Annotated in this window: 17 protein-coding genes; 5 read left to right on the top strand and 12 right to left on the bottom strand. The window is 64.8% G+C overall.

The features are described 5' to 3' along the window. Positions 1-141 precede the first annotated feature (141 nt). Positions 142-3,330 carry a ribonuclease E gene (rne, locus tag BVH06_RS02310; RefSeq protein WP_075933037.1) on the top strand — a complete coding sequence of 1,063 codons (3,189 nt, stop codon included), beginning with the start codon at positions 142-144 and terminating at the stop codon, positions 3,328-3,330. Positions 3,331-3,583: 253 nt separating this feature from the next. On the opposite strand, the gene murB is transcribed toward rne, so the two are convergent. From murB to BVH06_RS02255, 11 genes are all read right to left on the bottom strand, one after another. After that, on the bottom strand, positions 3,584-4,603 hold the full coding sequence (gene murB / locus BVH06_RS02305) for a UDP-N-acetylmuramate dehydrogenase (protein ID WP_075933036.1): 1,020 nt from the start codon (positions 4,601-4,603) through the stop codon (positions 3,584-3,586). Beyond that, on the bottom strand, positions 4,600-5,064 hold the full coding sequence (locus BVH06_RS02300) for a low molecular weight protein-tyrosine-phosphatase (protein ID WP_075929391.1): 465 nt from the start codon (positions 5,062-5,064) through the stop codon (positions 4,600-4,602). Before BVH06_RS02300 ends, murB begins: the two co-directional genes overlap by 4 nt. Next, complete coding sequence (gene kdsB / locus BVH06_RS02295; protein ID WP_075929392.1) at positions 5,064-5,828, bottom strand: 3-deoxy-manno-octulosonate cytidylyltransferase; 765 nt, start codon at positions 5,826-5,828, stop codon at positions 5,064-5,066. Before kdsB ends, BVH06_RS02300 begins: the two co-directional genes overlap by 1 nt. Position 5,829: 1 nt before the next feature. Then, positions 5,830-6,015 carry a Trm112 family protein gene (locus BVH06_RS02290; protein ID WP_013791977.1) on the bottom strand — a complete coding sequence of 62 codons (186 nt, stop codon included), beginning with the start codon at positions 6,013-6,015 and terminating at the stop codon, positions 5,830-5,832. Positions 6,016-6,055: 40 nt separating this feature from the next. Beyond that, positions 6,056-7,063 (bottom strand): tetraacyldisaccharide 4'-kinase, encoded by a 1,008-nt coding sequence (gene lpxK / locus BVH06_RS02285; RefSeq protein ID WP_075929393.1) that lies wholly within the window; start codon positions 7,061-7,063, stop codon positions 6,056-6,058. Further along, entirely contained in the window at positions 7,063-7,491 is a 429-nt protein-coding gene (locus BVH06_RS02280) for a biopolymer transporter ExbD (RefSeq protein WP_075929394.1), read from the bottom strand. The genes lpxK and BVH06_RS02280 overlap by 1 nt, the downstream gene beginning before the upstream one ends. After that, positions 7,488-8,144, bottom strand: a complete 657-nt coding sequence (locus tag BVH06_RS02275) for a MotA/TolQ/ExbB proton channel family protein (RefSeq protein WP_075929395.1) — start codon at positions 8,142-8,144, stop codon at positions 7,488-7,490. Before BVH06_RS02275 ends, BVH06_RS02280 begins: the two co-directional genes overlap by 4 nt. Before the next feature lie 72 nt (positions 8,145-8,216). Beyond that, a complete protein-coding gene (locus tag BVH06_RS02270) occupies positions 8,217-10,439 on the bottom strand; it encodes a DNA internalization-related competence protein ComEC/Rec2 (RefSeq protein WP_177345387.1) in 2,223 nt (740 codons plus the stop codon). Positions 10,440-10,558: 119 nt separating this feature from the next. Next, a complete protein-coding gene (locus BVH06_RS02265) occupies positions 10,559-11,803 on the bottom strand; it encodes a lipoprotein-releasing ABC transporter permease subunit (RefSeq protein ID WP_075929397.1) in 1,245 nt (414 codons plus the stop codon). Beyond that, the gene (gene lolD / locus BVH06_RS02260; protein WP_075933035.1) at positions 11,803-12,504 is read right to left on the bottom strand and encodes a lipoprotein-releasing ABC transporter ATP-binding protein LolD; all 702 of its coding nucleotides are present in this window, start codon (positions 12,502-12,504) and stop codon (positions 11,803-11,805) included. The genes BVH06_RS02265 and lolD overlap by 1 nt, the downstream gene beginning before the upstream one ends. After that, entirely contained in the window at positions 12,497-13,747 is a 1,251-nt protein-coding gene (locus BVH06_RS02255) for a lipoprotein-releasing ABC transporter permease subunit (RefSeq protein ID WP_075933034.1), read from the bottom strand. Before BVH06_RS02255 ends, lolD begins: the two co-directional genes overlap by 8 nt. 95 nt (positions 13,748-13,842) lie before the next feature. Between BVH06_RS02255 and BVH06_RS02250 the strand changes: the two genes are divergently transcribed. The 4 genes from BVH06_RS02250 (at position 13,843) to BVH06_RS02235 (ending at position 16,052) form a co-directional block, all read left to right on the top strand. Beyond that, positions 13,843-14,415 (top strand): PilZ domain-containing protein, encoded by a 573-nt coding sequence (locus BVH06_RS02250; RefSeq protein ID WP_075929400.1) that lies wholly within the window; start codon positions 13,843-13,845, stop codon positions 14,413-14,415. Then, positions 14,412-14,708, top strand: a complete 297-nt coding sequence (locus tag BVH06_RS02245) for a phosphodiesterase (RefSeq protein WP_075933033.1) — start codon at positions 14,412-14,414, stop codon at positions 14,706-14,708. Before BVH06_RS02250 ends, BVH06_RS02245 begins: the two co-directional genes overlap by 4 nt. Before the next feature lie 9 nt (positions 14,709-14,717). Continuing rightward, positions 14,718-15,437, top strand: a complete 720-nt coding sequence (locus BVH06_RS02240; RefSeq protein WP_075933032.1) for a glycerophosphodiester phosphodiesterase — start codon at positions 14,718-14,720, stop codon at positions 15,435-15,437. Between the two features lie 108 nt (positions 15,438-15,545). Continuing rightward, positions 15,546-16,052, top strand: coding sequence for an AAA family ATPase (locus tag BVH06_RS02235; protein WP_075933031.1), 507 nt, complete (start codon positions 15,546-15,548; stop codon positions 16,050-16,052). A gap of 157 nt (positions 16,053-16,209) precedes the next feature. Here BVH06_RS02235 and sthA read toward each other — a convergent pair whose 3' ends face one another. Further along, the gene (gene sthA / locus BVH06_RS02230) at positions 16,210-17,604 is read right to left on the bottom strand and encodes a Si-specific NAD(P)(+) transhydrogenase (protein ID WP_075933030.1); all 1,395 of its coding nucleotides are present in this window, start codon (positions 17,602-17,604) and stop codon (positions 16,210-16,212) included. Positions 17,605-17,654 lie beyond the last annotated feature (50 nt).

The following is a 17,654-nucleotide window of genomic DNA, read 5'->3' as shown; positions in this document are numbered from 1 at the left end:
TCCGTCGCGGCCCAGCACAACTGGCTGCTGCCGCTAGACAATGAAACGATTTACGCCCGTTTCTGACGCACCTGACACCGACCCTGATCGTCGTGTGTGCCTAACGCGGCTTCCGGCAGCACCGGAAACCACTGGTACCACATGAAAAGAATGCTGATTAACGCAACTCAACCCGAAGAGTTGCGTGTTGCGCTGGTAGATGGCCAGCGCCTGTACGATCTGGACATCGAGTCCGGCGCCCGTGTACAGAAGAAATCCAACATCTACAAAGGTCGCATCACCCGCGTAGAACCCAGCCTCGAAGCGGCGTTCGTCGACTTCGGCTCCGAGCGTCACGGCTTCCTTCCCCTCAAAGAAATCTCCCGCGAATACTTCAGCAAGGCCCCCGAAGGCCGCGTCAACATCAAGGACGTGCTCAAGGAAGGCCAGGAAGTCATCGTTCAGGTCGAGAAAGAAGAGCGTGGCAACAAGGGCGCAGCCCTGACCACCTTCATCAGCCTCGCCGGCCGCTACCTGGTGCTGATGCCCAACAACCCGCGCGCCGGTGGCATCAGCCGCCGTATCGAGGGTGAAGAGCGCAACGAACTGCGCGAAGCGCTGAACGGCCTCGACATCCCGGGCGACATGGGTTTGATCGTGCGCACTGCCGGCCTGGGCCGCAGCAGCGAAGAAATGCAGTGGGACCTCGATTACCTGCTGCAACTGTGGAGCGCCATCAAGGAAGCCTCCCAGGACCGCCCTGCCCCGTTCCTGATCTACCAGGAAAGCAACGTCATCATCCGCGCCATCCGCGACTACCTGCGCCAGGACATCGGCGAAGTACTGGTCGACAGCGTCGAAGCCCAGGAAGAAGCCCTGACCTTCATTCGCCAGGTAATGCCGCAGTACGCCAGCAAGATCAAGCTGTACGAAGACAGCGTGCCGCTGTTCAACCGTTTCCAGATCGAAAGCCAGATCGAAACCGCCTTCCAGCGTGAAGTGAAGCTGCCGTCCGGCGGCTCGATCTACATCGACCCGACCGAAGCCCTGGTGTCCATCGACATCAACTCGGCGCGCGCCACCAAAGGCAGCGACATCGAAGAAACCGCCCTGCAGACCAACCTGGAAGCGGCCGAAGAGATCGCCCGCCAGCTGCGCCTGCGCGACATCGGCGGCCTGATCGTCATCGACTTCATCGACATGACCCCGGCCAAGAACCAGCGCGCCGTCGAGGAGAAGGTTCGCGAAGCCCTGGAAGCCGACCGCGCCCGCGTACAGGTCGGCCGCATCTCGCGCTTCGGCCTACTGGAAATGTCCCGTCAGCGCCTGCGTCCCTCCCTGGGCGAAAGCAGCGGCATCGTCTGCCCGCGCTGCAACGGTCAGGGCATCATCCGCGATGTCGAATCGCTGTCGCTGGCCATCCTGCGCCTGATCGAAGAAGAAGCCCTGAAGGACCGCACTGCCGAAGTACGCGCCCAGGTGCCGATCCCGGTCGCCGCCTTCCTGCTCAACGAGAAGCGCAACTCGATCACCAAGATCGAACTGCGTACCCGTGCGCGCATCGTCATCCTGCCGAACGATCATCTGGAAACCCCGCACTTCGAAGTGCAGCGTATCCGTGACGACAGCCCGGAAGCCCAGAGCGCCCAGACCAGCTACGAAATGGCCACGGTCGAAGCCGAAGAAGAGAAACCGGCAGCCGCCACTCGCACCCTGGTTCGCCAGGAAGCCGCCATCAAGGCCGCGCCGCCACGCAGCGCGCCGGCTCCGGTCAGCGAAGCCGCTCCGGCTGCCCCGGTTGCCGCTGCAGCGCCTGCCGGTGGCCTGTTCAAAGGCCTGGTGAAATCCCTGGTCGGTCTGTTCGCCGGCGCCGAAGAGCAAAAGCCGACCGTCGTCGAGAAGAAAGCGGGCGAGCGTCAGCCGCGTGGTGACGAACGTCGCAACGGCCGTCAGCAGAACCGCAACCGCGGCAACCGCCGTGACGACGACCGCAAGCCACGCGAAGAGCGCGCCCCACGTGAAGATCGCGCAGCCCGCGAAGAACGTGCGCCACGTGAAGAGCGTGCACCGCGTGAAGAGCGTCAGCCTCGCGCTCCGCGTGAAGATCGCCAGCCGCGTGAAAACGTGGAAGTACGCGAGCCTCAGGAAGTGCGTCAATCCCGTCCGCCGCGCGAACCGCGTGAAGGCCAGGAAAACCGCCGCGAGCGTCGCCCGCGCGAAGAGCGTCAGCCACGCGAACTGCGTGCCCCGCTGGACGCCGAGCCGCAGAACGAGAACGCCGCCGTTGCCAGCGAGGAAGCACCCCGTGCCGAACGCCCGCAACGCGAGCCGCGTCAGCCACGTCAACCTCGTGAGGAGCGTCAACCACGCACCGAGCAGGCTCAGGCCGATAGCGCCGAAGAAGAAGTGCTGAACGGCGAAGAGCAGCAGGATGACGAGCAGGACGGCACCGAGGGCAGCGAGCGCCCACGTCGCCGCTCCCGTGGTCAGCGTCGCCGCAGCAACCGTCGCGAGCGTCAGCGTGATGCCGATGGCAACCCGATCGAAGGCAGCGAAGAAAATGCCGAGCAGCCGGTCGCCGGCGCCAGCATCGCAGCCGCCGCTACCGTAGCCGCCGTGATCGCAGAAACCGAGCAACCTGCCGAGCAGAACGTCGCCAGCGAAAGCCAGGCGGCCGCCCCTGCCGAGCCAGCTCAGGCTGCCGCTGCAGTCGAAGCCGAGCAACCGGCACCGACCGTAGAAGACGCGCCGGCGCCAGTGGTCGCCGAGCGCGCCGACGTGGTGGTCGAAGCACTGCCGCAAGTCGAGCAGCCACGTGAACCGGCTCCGGTTTTCGAAGCCGTCGCTGAGCAGCCAGTTGTCGCCGAGCCGGTCAGCGAGCCTGCTGTCGTTGAAGCAGCCGCCATCGAAAAGCCGCTGGTCGAGGCGCCGATCGCCGAAACTACCGTCGTCACCGAGGCAGCGCCTGCAGTCGAAGCAGCCCCGATCGCTGAAGCCGAGCCCGTCGTCGAGCAGATCACTGTCGCGCCAGCCGAGCAGCCTGCGCCAGCAGCGCCGGCCAGCAGCAACGGCCGTGCACCGAACGATCCGCGTGAAGTGCGTCGTCGCAAGCGTGAGGAAGAGCGCCTGGCTCGCGAAGCCGAGGAGGCTGCCAAGGCCGCCGCTGTTGCGCCTGCCGTCGTCGAGGCTGCTCCAGTGGTTGAAGCGCCGCAGATCGCGGAAAGCGAAGCCGTGGTCGATGCCCAGCCGGCCAGCGAGCCGGTCGAGCAAGCGGAACAGGCTGACGTGATCGTCACGCCGGTCGACGAAAGCGCCCAGCGCGATCAGGATGCGCCCAAGCCGCAAGCCTGATAGCTGACGCGTAAACGAAAGGGATGCTTCGGCATCCCTTTTTTATTGCCTGCGATTCGAGACTCCGTCGCCTCCTGTATCAGCTGGACTGACCTGGGTATCGCCGGGCTCAACCCAGGCTACGGAAAGCCTGCCCTGCACACGCGGGGATATGCGCGATGTAGCCCGCGGTTGAGCGCAGCGATACCCGGGAGCAACGAGAAATGGGATAAGGAGACCTACGCAGCCCCGCCAATGCAGCGGGGCTACGCAATCAGAGCACGTTCGGCTCGATCTCCAGGCTGACACCAAAACGCTCGGCGATATCCACCTGAATGCGCTGCGCCAGGCCGAGCAATTGCTGCCCGGTGGCGTTGCCATGGTTGACCAGCACCAGCGCCTGCAGGCGGTGCACGCCAGCGTCGCCGTCGCGGTAGCCCTTCCAGCCGGCCTTCTCGATCAGCCAGCCGGCAGCCAGTTTCACCTGGCCATCGGCCTGCGGGTAGGCCACCAGGTCGACGTATTCGGACTGCAGGCGCTGCGCCAGTTCGGCGGGCACCAGCGGATTCTTGAAGAAACTGCCGGCATTGCCGAGCAGCGCCGGGTCCGGCAGCTTCTCGCCACGAATCGCGCAGATGGCGCGACTGACATCCAGGGCGGTTGGCGCCTCGATACCCTGCTCTGCCAGGCGCTGGCGCACCGGGCCGTAATCCAGATGCAGCGCTGCGTTGCGGCTCAGGGCGAAGCGCACGCGCAGGATGATCCAACGCCCGCTTTCGCGCTTGAACAGGCTGTCACGGTAGGCGAAGGCGCAGTCCTGCAGGCTGAACTCGCGAACCTCGCCGCTCTGCCGATCCAGGGCCGTGAGACCGAGAAAACAGTCCTTGAGCTCGACGCCGTAGGCGCCGATGTTCTGCACCGGCGAAGCGCCGACCGTGCCGGGAATCAGGCTGAGATTCTCCAGACCGACCAGGCCCTGAGCCAGCGTCCACAGCACGAAGTCGTGCCAGGGCTCACCGGCTTCGGCTTCGATCTGCACGTGCTCGCCGTCGTCGGCCAGCACGCGAATGCCGCGGCCGACCATACGCAGCACCAGCGCCTCGATATCGGCGGTCAACAGCAGGTTGCTACCACCGCCTAGCACCAGCAACGGCACCTGACGCTCGCGCGCCGCTTCGAGCGCCTGACGAACCTGCTGCACGTCGCCCGCCTCGGCCCAGTAGCGCGCGGCCACATCCACACCGAAGGTGTTGTAGGCCTTGAGCGATACGCCCGACTGCACCACCAGGCTCATAACCGCCCCTTGAGTTCGATCAACAAGGCATCGCTGGCCTGCTCGAGCAGATCCAGCACATGCTCGAAACCCTCACTGCCGCCGTAATACGGATCCGGCACGTCGTCCTCGGCCAGTTCGAAACGGCGCAGGTAGAGGTCCAGCTCGCCCCGCGCCTGGGCCGGACGCATACGCTGCAGATCGCGCAGGTTGGCGCCGTCCATGGCGAGGATCAGGTCGAAACGCGCGAAATCATCCACCGAGACCTGGCGGCCGCGCAGGCTGGACAGGTCATAGCCACGGCGGCTGGCCGCCTGCTGGGTGCGCGAATCCGGCGCCTTGCCCACGTGCCAGTCGCCAGTACCGGCGGAGTCGACTTCGATACGCTCGGCCAAGCCGGCCTGCTGCAGGCGCTGACGCATGACCGCCTCGGCGGTAGGTGAACGGCAGATGTTACCCAGGCAAACGAACAGGACGCGCATCAGGCACCTAGCAAACGACGGACACGATCCAGGTCTTCCTGGGTGTCGACGCCCGCGGGCGGTGCTTCCAGGGCGTCGGCGACATGGATACGCACGCCATGCCAGAGCGCACGCAGCTGCTCCAGGCATTCGGTGTTCTCCAGCCAGCACGGGCCCCAGGCGACGAAATCCTGCAGGAACCCGGCGCGGTAGGCATAAATGCCGATATGCCGGCGGTAAGGCACGCCCGCCGGCAACGCGTCACGGTCGGCGGCAAAGGCATCACGCGCCCAGGGCAACGGCGCTCGGCTGAAGGTCAGCGCCAGGCCGTTGAGGTCGCTGGCGACCTTGACCACGTTGGGATTGAACAGCGCGGCGACATCCTCGATCGGCTCGGCCAGGGTGGCGATGCCCGCCTGGGGATTGCCAGCCAGGTTGGCGGCCACCTGATCGATGATCGACGGCGGCACCAGCGGCTCGTCGCCCTGCACGTTGACCACGATGGCATCGGCTGCCAGGCCCAGCGCCGCGGCCACTTCGGCCAGGCGATCGGTACCGGAGTTATGGTCGACGCGGGTCAGCAGCACCTGGGCGCCAAAGCCTTTGCATGCTTCGACGATGCGCGCATCGTCGGTGGCCACTACTACCTGGGTCGCACTGCTCTTGCAGGCCTGCTCCCAGACATGCTGGACCATCGGCTTGCCGGCGATGTCCTGCAGCGGCTTGCCAGGCAGGCGGGTCGACGCATAGCGCGCTGGAATAACCACGGTAAAGGCGTTGCTCATGTTACTTGTCCAGGCGCTCGTCATCGTTGAGGGTGCGGGCTTCGCTTTCCAGCATGACCGGAATGCCGTCGCGGATCGGATAGGCCACACCGGCGCCCTTGCTGATCAGTTCGGTCTTGTCCTGGCTGAGCTTGAGTGGGCCCTTGGTGATTGGGCAAGCCAGGATATCGAGCAGTTTCGGGTCCATGGGAAATCCTTGAGAACAGGGAGGAAATAGGCGCGCAGGCTTAGTGTCGTTCGCCGAGCAGACGTTCCAGCCGGGCGTCGAACCAGGCGCGGAAAGCAGCGGACGGCTGGGCATCGACGGCTAGGTACCACCAGTCGTCGGCCGCGAAGGCCCGGCATTTCACCGCATCCTTCTCGGTCATCACCAGCGGCAGCGCCGGCGAGAAATTCAGCAGCTCCGCGCTGTAGGCAGCATGGTCGGCGAAGGCATGCGCGACAGGCCGCCAGTGTAGCGCCTCGAGGGTCTTGAAGAAACGCTGCGGGTTCCCAATGCCGGCCACGGCGTGCACGGCCTGGCCGGGGGGGAAATGATCGAGTGAACGGCGCTCACCGCTGCGCAGGTTGATCAGCGCGCTGGGCACCAGGGTGAAGGCGTAGCCGCCAGGTGGATCCTCGGGCGCGCCATTGTAGAGGCAGGCATCCACGCTCTGCAGGCGCTCGGCCGGCTCGCGCAGCGGCCCGGCGGGCAGACAGCGGGCATTGCCGAGGCCGCGAGCGGCGTCGATCAGCACCAGTTCCACGTCGCGGGCCAGGCGGTAATGCTGCAGGCCGTCGTCGCTGAGCAACAGATCCAGCGGCTCCTCGGCAAGCAGCGCGCGGGCCGCACGGCTGCGATCCGGGTCGATCATCAACGGCACGCCGCTGCGTTGCACGATCAGCAAGGGTTCGTCCCCCGCCTGCTCGGCACTCTGTTCGGCGCGAACCCGCCAGGGCAGGCTCGGCGGCTTGGCGCCGTAGCCGCGGCTGATCACCCCAACGCGCAGGCCGCGGGCCTGGCACTGCTCGACCAGCCAGAGAATCAACGGGGTTTTGCCGGTACCACCGACGGTGATGTTACCCACCACGATCAGCGGCACCGGCGCGCGGTAGATCTCGCCGTCACCGGCCAGGAAACGCTCGCGCTTGCGCTCTACCACGCGGCGGTAAAGGGCCTCCAGCGGGCGCAACAAAGCCAGCGCCGGGTGCCCCGCATACCACGCCCGTACCAGGCGGTCGGACAGGCTCGCCATCAGGGTGCGGCCTGGGTCTCGACCGTGGTGATACGCAGGTGCGCGAAGCCCAGCTTGCCGGCGGCGTCCATGGCAGTGATCACCGACTGGTGGCTGGTCTTGGCATCGGCGCTGATGGTCAGCGGCAGGCTGTTGTCGCCGCCGGATTCTTTCTGCAACGCAGCCATCAGGTTGTCCAGGTCGTTCTTGATCAGCGCCTGACCGTTGAGCGAGAAAGCGCCGTCAGCGGAAATCACCACTTCCAGCTGCTTGAGCTCGCTCTGCTCCGGCGGCGTGCCACTGGCCGCCTCGGGCAGATCGACCTGCATACGGGTCTCACGGGTGAAAGTGGTGCTTACCACGAAAAACAGCAGGAGGATGAACACCACGTCGATCAGCGAGGCGAGATTGATCTCGACCTGCTCACGCCGTCTACGTCTGAACTTCACGCCTTTTTGCTCCCCTTGGCCGGCTTGGGCTCCTCGGCCAGGTCGACGTCGCGTTCGCCCTGCACCATCTCCACCAATTTGATCGCCTCCTGCTCCATGCCGATGACCAGTTCATCGACACGGCGCTGTAGGAAGCGGTGGAAGAACAGGGCTGGAATCGCCACGGTGAGGCCCGATGCGGTGGTGATCAGCGCCTTGGCGATACCGCCGGCGAGCAGCGCCGGGTTGGCGGTGCTTCCGCCCATGAACGAGCCGAAGATGTCGATCATGGCGATTACCGTACCGAGCAGGCCGAGCAGCGGCGTGATGCCGGCGATGGTGCCCAGCGCATTGAGGTAGCGCTCCATTTCGTGCACCACCCGTGCGGCGGCCTCCTCGATGCACTCTTTCATGATCTCGCGACCATGCTTGGAGTTGGCCAGGCCCGCTGCGAGGATCTCACCGAGTGGGGAGTCGGCGCGCAGTTCCTTGAGCTTCTGGCTGTTCAGCTGTTTGTCCTTGATCCAGCGCCAGACCTGCCCCAGCAGATGCGGTGGCGTGACGCGGCTGACGCGCAGCGTCCACAGACGCTCAACAATGATGCCCAGGGCAGCGATTGAACACAGAATGATCGGCAGCATCACCCAGCCGCCAGCTTTAACCAGTTCCCACACGGTGGCAGATCCCCTTCGCAAAAGTGGCGCCACTCTAGCATAGGGTCGTGATGTCGCCGACGGCTGCGGTTCTCATTTTTCCCGCCAGAAACGCGGTATTTCACGCAACGCCTGCGGCTCGTCAAAGCTGCCGAGGTCGATACGCAGCGCGCCGGTCTCGACGCTGTCGTAGGCACGGGCATCGAAGACCTCGTAGCGAGAGACGATTGCCGGATGGGGATGGCCATAGGCGTTATGGTTGCCCCGCGAATACAGCACCGCCCGGGGCTGCACCGTCTTGAGCAACGCCCAGGACGACGAGCTGCGGCTGCCGTGGTGCGGCGCCACCAGCCAGTGAGCCTGCAGGTCACGGCCCGTGTCGATCAGTGCACGCTCGGCCCGGGCATCGATATCACCGGTCAGCAGGATGCGCTCGCCGGCAGCCTCGATGATCAACACGCAGGATGACTGGTTGCTGTTCGCCGCATCGGCCCAGCGCCAGGTGTCGAATTGCACGCCATCCCACGACCAACTCGTTTCCTCGCAATCCTCCGCACCAAGCCCCCCGGGTAGCTCAGGAGCTTCGCCGCTGACTACGCGCTTGACCGGCATGCCACGCGCCACCGCTTCGGCACCTCCGGAATGATCGTTGTCCGAATGACTGATCAGCAGCATGTCCAGCCCGCGCACGTCCAGCGCCCGCAACGACGGCAGCACCACCCGCTCGCCCATGTCGAAGTCGCCGAAACTGGGGCCGGCGTCGTACAGCAACGCGTGATGGCGGGTCAGCACCAGCATCGACAGGCCCTGGCCGACGTCCAGCATCCACACCTCGGCGCGCTGCTCGGCAGGCCGCGGTACAGGCGTGAAAAACAAAGGCAGCAGCAGGATCAGCCCCAGGCCGCGCATTGGCACACCGCTGGGCAGCAGAATGAACAAGGCCCCCAGCGCCACCAGCAGCCAGCCCCACAACGGCAGGTCGCTGGGCAACCAGGCCGGCAGCCACTCGGCCATCGCCCCAAGCACGCGAAACAGCCACTCCAGCGAGAAGCCGGCTAGCCACAGCAGCCCCTCGCCGAGCCAGGGCACCGGTAGCAGCAAGGTGCCAAGCAATGCCAGCGGCACCACGGCGAAGCCGACCCAGGGTACGGCGATTAGATTGGCCAGCGGGCTGCTGGCACTGACCGGCAGGCCAAGGGCCAGCAACATCGGTAGCAGGCCCGCGGTCATTGCCCACTGCGCGCGACCCAGGGTGCGCCACCAGGCCCAGGCCCCCAGGCGCGCGGCGAAGATCAGAATCAGCAGCCCCACCGCGCCGAACGACAACCAGAAGCCTGGCTGCAAGACCGCCAGCGGTTCGAGAATCAGCACTGCGACCAGCGCCACCAGCAACGGCAAGGTGATACCCAGGTGACGAAAACGCCAGCGCCATAAAAGTACCAGGCCGATCATTGCGCAGGCACGCTGCACCGGCACCTCGAAACCCGCCAGCAAGCTGTAGCCCAGCGCCGATGCGAAGCCCAACAGACAGGCAACCGGCAGCCAGGGCAGCGTGCGCGGCCACCAGCCCAGGCGCGCCAGCCAGAACACCAGGCCGTAGAACATGCCGGCCACCAGCGTCACGTGCTGGCCGGAGATCACCAACAGGTGCACGGTGCCGGTGTCCTGCAGCACCCGCCAGTCGGCCACCGACAGGCCAGAACTGTCGCCCAGCACCAGAGCGGCCAGGCCACCGGCGCGGCCATGGGGATCCTTGGCGAGCATGTGCTGGCGCAACCCATCGCGCCATGCCGAACTGCCGCCGGCTTCGCTCAGGCGCTGGCCGGACTTGATGGTGCCCACCCCGCCTATGCGCTGGGCCAAGAGCCACGCCTCGTAATCGAAGGATTGCGGATTGACCAGCCCATGGGGCCGCTTGAGGTTCACCGCCACGCGCCAGCGCTCACCGGCACGAATCTCCGGCCCGTCGTACCAGGACAGGCGCAGCAACTGCGGCAGCTCGGCGCGACGCGAGTATGGCTCGGCCAGATGAAAGCGCACCACGCCTTCGCGCACGTCCGGCAGGTCGACCACCCTGCCCTCCAACCACAACGTGCGACCGTCCAGTTCCGGCTCCAGGCGATCATCCAGCGCCCATTGCGCAGAGGTACATGCCCAACTGAAACCAAGCAGAAACAGACCGACCAGATAGCCGCGAGAAACCAGAAGTACCAGCCCCAGCAGCGCCGTCATCCACAACAAAGAGGTGGGCGGTAGTTGCGGCAGGAAGCGCAGCAGCAGCAAGCCGGCTGCCAATGCCAGCAAAGCGCTACGCAAATCGCCTGTTCGAGTGCCGCCCATGGACGTCCCGCTGAGCAAAGGGTACAGAAACGCGAAGGCCGCTACGTTCATAGCGGCCTTGCGAGCCTAGCAGGCGGATGATGCGGCGGCGGGCGTCACTCGTAACGCAATGCCTCGGCCGGCTGGGTACGTGATGCGCGCCAGGACGGATACAAGGTGGCGAGGAAGCTCAGGGTCAGCGCGGCACTGCAGATCAGTACCACGTCGGCGACCTGCAACTCCGACGGCAAGGTGCTGATGAAGTACACGTCGGAGCTGAACACGTGCTGGCCGCTGACGCGCTCCAACCAACCCACCAGTTCGCTGACGTTGAGCGCCGCCAGCACGCCCAGCACGCCACCGATCAGTGTGCCGATCACGCCGATCACCGTGCCCTGGACCATGAAGATGCCCATGATTTGCCGTGGCGTGGCACCCAGCGTACGCAGGATGGCGATATCGGCGCCCTTGTCGGCAACCACCATGATCAGCGTGGCGATGATGTTGAAGGCCGCCACCGCGACGATCAGCAGCAGCAACAGACCGATCATGGTCTTTTCCATCTTCATGGCGCTGAACAGGCTGCCCTGGGTCTGGGTCCAGTCGCTGGCGTGGTAGCCCTCGCCCAATTGCGCGGCAATCGCCGCCGCCACCTGGGGCGACTGATACAGGTTCTTGAGCTTGAGGCGGATGCTCTGCACCGACCCCGGCTCCAGGCGCTGGATCTGCGCGGCATCGGCGACGTTGATCAGCGCCAGGGAGCTGTCCAGGTCGGCGCCGACCTTGAAGATGCCGACCACGTTCAAACGCTGCATGCGCGGCGTGATGCCACCAGGCACGGAGCTGACTTCCGGCACGATCAGCGCCAAGCGGTCGCCGATCTGTAGCTGGAAACGCCGTGCGGTGATCTCGCCGATGATCACCCCGTACTCGCCTTCGCGCAGATCGCTCAGCCGGCCCTGCACCATGTGGTCACCGATGATCGAGACCTTCGGCTCCAGCGCCGGGTCGATGCCATGCAGCTGGATCGGCTGCATCACGCCGCGGTAGGAAAGCATGCCTTCCAGCTCGGCGAACGGCACCGCGGCCTCGACCTGCGGATTTTGCAGCGCCACCTTGGCCGGCGCCTGCCAGTCGGCCAGGGCAGGTGCCCCGGCGATGGTAGCGTGGGGCACCATGCCGAGGATGCGCGAGCTCATTTCCCGGTGAAAGCCGTTCATCACCGACAGCACCACGATCATCGCCAGCACGCCCAGGGACAGGCCGATCATCGAGGTCAGGGAAATGAACGAGATGAAATGATTGCGCCGCTTGGCGCGGGTATAACGCAGGCCGATGAAGACACTCAGCGGGCGAAACATCAGGCGCGCACCAGCTTGCCGTCTTCCAGGCTCAGCACCCGGTCCATCTGCCGCGCCAGATGCAGATCGTGGGTCACGATCAGGAAGGCGGTCTGCGACTGGCTGCTCAGCTCGCGCATCAACTCCTGAATACCCTGGGCAGTATGGGAATCGAGGTTGCCGGTAGGCTCGTCGAGCAGCACCAGGCCGGGGCGGTTGACCAGTGCCCGGGCGATCGCCACACGCTGGCGCTCACCGCCGGACAGCTCGGCCGGCTTGTGGCTCAGGCGATGGCCAAGGCCGACTCGCTCGAGCAGCTCGGTGGCGCGCTGGCGCGCTTCGGGAATCGACGTTTTGCCGATCAACAGCGGCATGCACACGTTCTCCAGCGCAGTGAACTCGGCAAGCAGGTGGTGAAACTGGTAGACGAAGCCCAGCGCGCGGTTACGCAGCAGGCCGCGTTGCTTCTCGTTGAGTGCCGACAGCTCCTCGCCAGCCAGCCAGACGCTGCCGCTGCTCGGCGTATCCAGGCCGCCGAGCATGTTGAGCAGCGTGCTTTTGCCCGAACCGGAACTGCCGACGATGGCCACGCGCTCGCCGGGAAACAGCTCCAGCTGCAGATCGTCGAGCACTACCACCGATTGCGGGCCTTCTTCGTAGCGCTTGCTCAGGTTGCGGCAGCTGAGCACGGCGCCTTGCGCCTGCACGACCGGTTCACTCATAACGTAATGCCTCCGCGGGCTGGGTGCGCGCCGCGCGCCAGGCCGGATAAAGAGTAGCGAGGAAACTCAGGACCAATGCCGCACCGCACACTTGCACCACGTCGGCGAGCATCAGCTGCGACGGCAGGTAGTCGATGAAATACACGTCGGCATTGAGAAACTTGAAGCCCAGCAGGCGCTCGACGCCGGCGATGATGGCGCTGATGTTCAGCGCGGCGAGAATGCCCAGCACCGCACCGATGATGGTGCCGATTACCCCGATCACCGTGCCCTGCACCATGAAGGTGGCCATGATCTGCATCGGCGTGGCGCCCAGGGTGCGCAGAATGGCGATGTCGCCCTTCTTGTCGGTGACCACCATCACAAGCGTGGAAATGATGTTGAACGCGGCGACGGCAACGATCAGCAGCAGCAGCAAGCCGATCATGGCTTTTTCCATGCGGATGGCCTGATAGAGGTTGCCGTGGGTGCGCGTCCAGTCGCGGGCCAGGTAATCCTGCTGACCGAAGCTCTGGGCCAGTTGCCAGGCGGTGCGCGGCGCCTGGAACAGGTCGGCGAACTTGAGGCGGATACCCTGGACCTGGTCAGGCTGATGACGCTGCAGGCGGGCCAGATCCTGGACGTGAGTCATGGCCATGAATCCGTCGATTTCGCCAGCACCGACATGGAAGATGCCGACCACGGTAAAGCGCTTCAGGCGCGGGAACACGCCGCCCGGGGTAACGGTGACTTCCGGCGCCACGAAAGTGATCTTGTCGCCCATGCCGACGCCGAGCTTGGCGGCGGCCTTGTCGCCGATGACGATGCCGAAGGTGCCCGGCTGCAGATCCTCGAGGCGACCTTCCCGGAAGAAGTCGCCGATGATCGACACCTTGGGCTCCTCGACGGGATCCACGGCATTGATCAATACCTTTTGCACCTTGCCGTCGTTGGTCAGCAGGCCCTGCATCTGACTGAAAGGCGCCACCGCCAGCACCTGCGGGTTCTCCAACGCGCGGTCGGCCAGGCGCTGCCAGTCGGTGATCGGCGTAGCGCTCTCGATGGTCGCGTGGGGCACCATACCCAGCACGCGGGTGCGCATTTCATGGTCGAAGCCGTTCATGACCGACAACACCAGGATCATCACCAGCACACCAAGTGCCAGCCCGATCATCGAGGTCAGGGAAATGAACGAAACGAAGTGGTTGCGACGCTTGGCCCGCGTGTAGCGCGTACCGAGAAAAACGGACAGGGGTCTGAACATGTGGGGCGCTTGTTCGAGGGAAAGAGAAACGTCCTTGTGGCGGGGCCTGGCGAGCGGCCTTACACTCTGACCACCACTGCTGCCATGGGTTCGCCATGTCGACTCAAGACGAAAACGATCGCCGCGAATACTACCGTATCGAGGACACGATCGCACTGGATTTCACCCCCCTGGCCGGCGCCGAGGCCCTGGCCAGTGACGAGCTTCACGACGCATCCCCCCTGTTCAACCTGCTCAGCGAACTGCACGTGATGGACTTCGAATCCCAACACCTGCTGCGCAACATCAGCGAGCGCGACCGCACCCTGGCGGGCTACCTCAAGGTAGTCAACAAGCGCATCGACCTGCTCGGCCAGGCGATGGCCCAGAGCCTGCTGCGCGATATCGGCCCGCCCAAGCGGGTGACGCTGTCCGAGGGCGGCATCAGTTTTCTCAACACACAGCCGGTAACAATCGACAGCCACCTGGCCATGAAGATGGTCTTGATGCCCCAGGCACTCGGCCTGCTGCTGCGCGCCAAGGTGCTGCATTGCACCGAGCGTGACGGCCAGTTCGAGATCGGCGCCGAGTTCGAAGCGCTGACTGACGCACAACGCCAATTGCTCGCCCGGCATATCCTGCAGCGTCAGGCGCAGGAGCGCCGCCAGGCCCGCGAGGAACTCACGTGATACCGTCCCGACTGCTGCTTTCGCTAATCCTGCTGCTGCCCCTGGCGGCCCAGGCCGAGACCCTGACGATTCCCGTCGGCCAGCAAGGCGCCGATCTCACCGACCTGCCGCAAAAGGGCCAGTCGAAGCGTTTGGTGCTGGAACGCTTCGGCCTCGCCGATGAAGAACACCCCGCGGTCGGCAAGCCGCCGATCACCCGCTGGGACTACCGCGAATTCAGCGTCTACTTCGAATACGATCATGTGATCGACAGCGTGCGCCACCTGCAACCGCGCACCACCGCCACCGAGTAAGGAGCAACCGTGACCCTGATCTACGGCCATCGCGGCGCCAAGGGCGAAGCCCCGGAAAATACCCTGGTCAGCTTTCAGCAGTGCCTGGAGCACGGCGTACGCCGTTGTGAGCTGGATCTGCACCTGTCGCGCGACGGCGAGCTGATGGTCATCCACGACCCGACGCTCAAGCGCACCACCGGCCAGCGCGGCAAGGTGGTCGAGCACGATGCCGCCGAACTGGTGCATTACGACGCTCGCCGCGGCGGCCCGGGCTGGCGGCACCCCTGCCCCATTCCACGGCTGAGCGAACTGTTCGAGCAATGCGACTTCGAGCACTGGCAACTGGAGGTCAAGAGCGCCTCCAAGGTGCGCGCGGCACGAACCGTGGAAGCCATTGCCCTGCTCAGTCGCCGTTTCGGCCTGGACGACAAGATCACCATCACCTCCAGCTCTCGCGAAGTGCTCAGCGCCGCCCAGCGCCTGACGCCACATCTGGGTCGCGGCCTGGTCGCCGAATACGCCTGGCTGGACCCGATCAAGGTGGCACGTAACTATGGCTGCGACCTGCTCGCTTTGAACTGGACGCTGTGCACCCCGGAACGCCTGCTCAAGGCGCAGAAAGCCGGCCTGCACGTGTCGGTGTGGACCGTCAATGAACCCGCCCTGATGCGCCGTCTCGCCGACTTCGGTGCCGACAGCATCATTACCGATTTTCCCGGTATCGCCGTCAACACGCTGCGCAGCTAAGCGAAACGGCTCCTTAATGTGGGAACGGGCCATGCCGGTGATTTCGCGCGCATGGCGCGCTCCCACTTCCTGCCCCGCAGTGAAGGCGCAAGCACAAATGGATCGAACATGCTGATCGTCCTCAGCGGCCTGCCGGGCACCGGCAAGACCACCCTCGCCAAAGTCCTGGCCGCCCATCTCGAAGCCGTCTACCTGCGCATCGACAGCATCGAGCAGGCACTGCGTAACAGCACGGTACTCAGCCAGGGCGTCGGTAGCAGCGGCTACCAGGTGGCCAACGCCATCGCGCTGGACAACCTCAAGATGGGACGTCGGGTGATCGCTGACTGCGTCAATCCGGTAGAGGAAAGCCGCCAGGCCTGGGCCGATACAGCCGCACAAGCACGGTGCCCATTGTTGAACGTTCGGATCATCTGTTCCGATCCTGATCAACATCGCCGGCGCGTGGAGTCCCGAATCAGCGACGTACCGGGGCTGGTGGTGCCGGACTGGCAATCGGTCATGGTCCACGAGTACGAGCCCTGGCTGCAGGCGCCACTGACCCTCGATACCGCGCAGCTATCGACGGATGCAGCGCTGGCGCTGCTCATCGAGCACCTAACCGCCTATTCGTAAGCGCGCGTTTGAAAACGCCAGGGATCTCCCATAAAAAAACCGATCCACTGGGAATCGGTTTTCTGGCCTGCTCAGACGCTCTCGCGGTTTGGCCAGCGCCAGTCGCGGGAGTCGGCGAACGGATCCCCGACCGGCTCAGGCCGCCGGCCGGAGCCGCTCAAAAAAGCCGGTTGAGGCCGTCGAATGCCGCCACCCGGTAGGCTTCGGCCATGGTCGGGTAGTTGAAGGTGGTATTGACGAAATACTTGAGTGTATTCGCCTCACCCTTCTGGTTCATGATCGCCTGGCCGATGTGTACGATCTCCGAGGCCTGGTAGCCGAAGCAGTGCACGCCGAGCACTTCCAGGGTTTCGCGGTGGAAGAGGATCTTCAGCATGCCCACCGGCTCGTGGGAAATCTGCGCCCGCGCCATGCTCTTGAAGAACGCCTTGCCGACTTCGTAGGGAATCTTGGCCTTGGTCAGCTCGTGCTCGTTCTTGCCGATCGAGCTGATCTCGGGAATCGTGTAGATACCGGTCGGGATGTCGTCGACGATCCGCCAGCTACCATTGTCGACGATGCTGCCGGCGGCGGAACGGCCCTGGTCGGCGGCGGCACTGGCCAGGCTCGGCCAACCGATCACGTCACCCGCGGCATAGATGTTCGGGACTTCGGTACGGTAGTGCTCATCGACCTGCACCTGGCCACGGCTGTTGACGTTGATACCGATGTTTTCCAGGCCCAGCTTGTCGGTGTTGCCGGTACGACCGTTACACCACAGCAGCGCATCGGCCTTGATCTTCTTGCCGGACTTCAGGTGCAGGATCACGCCGTTGTCCAGACCCTCGATGCGCTCGTACTCCTCGTTGTGACGAATCAGCACGTTGTTGGTGCGCAGGTGATAGCTCAGGGCATCGGAGATTTCCGAGTCGAGGAAGCTCAGCAGTTGATCGCGGTTGTCGATCAGATCGACCAGCACGCCCAGGCCGCTGAAGATCGACGCATACTCGCTGCCGATCACGCCGGCACCGTAGATGATCAGGCGGCGCGGGGTGTGGCTGAGGGTCAGGATTGTGTCGCTGTCGTAGACGCGCGGATGGTTGAAGTCGACATCCGCCGGGCGGTAAGGGCGCGAGCCGGTGGCGATGATCACCTGCTTGGCGGACAGCGTTTCCACCACGCCGTTGGGGCAGACCACTTCGATGGTCTGCTCGTCGGCGAAGCTGCCGGTGCCGAAGAACACGTCGATGCGGTTGCGCGCGTAGTAACCGGTGCGCGAGGTGACCTGCTTGGCGATCACCCGCTCGGCACTTTTCAGCACGTCGGGGAAGGAGAACCAGCGCGGCTCGCCGATCTGGCGGAACATGGGGTTGGTGTTGAACTGCATGATCTGCCGCACCGAGTGGCGCAGCGCCTTGGACGGGATGGTGCCCAGGTGGGTGCAGTTGCCGCCGACTTCACGGCGGTCGTCGACCACCGCCACCTTGCGACCGGCCTTGGCCGCGTTCATCGCCGCCCCTTCACCTGCAGGGCCGGAGCCCAATACCACGACATCGTAGTTGTAGACCGCCATGTTCACTCCTCTGATCACGCCGTAACGCTTATCGCGCGTTATCGACAGAA

It is taken from the genome of Pseudomonas sp. PA27(2017), assembly GCF_001945445.1.
Lineage (GTDB): Bacteria > Pseudomonadota > Gammaproteobacteria > Pseudomonadales > Pseudomonadaceae > Aquipseudomonas.
The sequence above is the reverse complement of the archived record's forward strand: the minus strand, read 5'-3'. Positions and strand labels throughout refer to the sequence as shown.

Coding starts and splice junctions, on each gene's coding strand:
- rne (WP_075933037.1), top strand. CDS start 142: ATGAAAAGAATGCTGATTAACGCAACTCAACCCGAAGAGTTGCGTGTT.
- murB (WP_075933036.1), bottom strand. CDS start 4,603: ATGAGCCTGGTGGTGCAGTCGGGCGTATCGCTCAAGGCCTACAACACC.
- BVH06_RS02300 (WP_075929391.1), bottom strand. CDS start 5,064: ATGCGCGTCCTGTTCGTTTGCCTGGGTAACATCTGCCGTTCACCTACC.
- kdsB (WP_075929392.1), bottom strand. CDS start 5,828: ATGAGCAACGCCTTTACCGTGGTTATTCCAGCGCGCTATGCGTCGACC.
- BVH06_RS02290 (WP_013791977.1), bottom strand. CDS start 6,015: ATGGACCCGAAACTGCTCGATATCCTGGCTTGCCCAATCACCAAGGGC.
- lpxK (WP_075929393.1), bottom strand. CDS start 7,063: ATGGCGAGCCTGTCCGACCGCCTGGTACGGGCGTGGTATGCGGGGCAC.
- BVH06_RS02265 (WP_075929397.1), bottom strand. CDS start 11,803: ATGTTTCGCCCGCTGAGTGTCTTCATCGGCCTGCGTTATACCCGCGCC.
- lolD (WP_075933035.1), bottom strand. CDS start 12,504: ATGAGTGAACCGGTCGTGCAGGCGCAAGGCGCCGTGCTCAGCTGCCGC.
- BVH06_RS02255 (WP_075933034.1), bottom strand. CDS start 13,747: ATGTTCAGACCCCTGTCCGTTTTTCTCGGTACGCGCTACACGCGGGCC.
- BVH06_RS02250 (WP_075929400.1), top strand. CDS start 13,843: ATGTCGACTCAAGACGAAAACGATCGCCGCGAATACTACCGTATCGAG.
- BVH06_RS02235 (WP_075933031.1), top strand. CDS start 15,546: ATGCTGATCGTCCTCAGCGGCCTGCCGGGCACCGGCAAGACCACCCTC.
- sthA (WP_075933030.1), bottom strand. CDS start 17,604: ATGGCGGTCTACAACTACGATGTCGTGGTATTGGGCTCCGGCCCTGCA.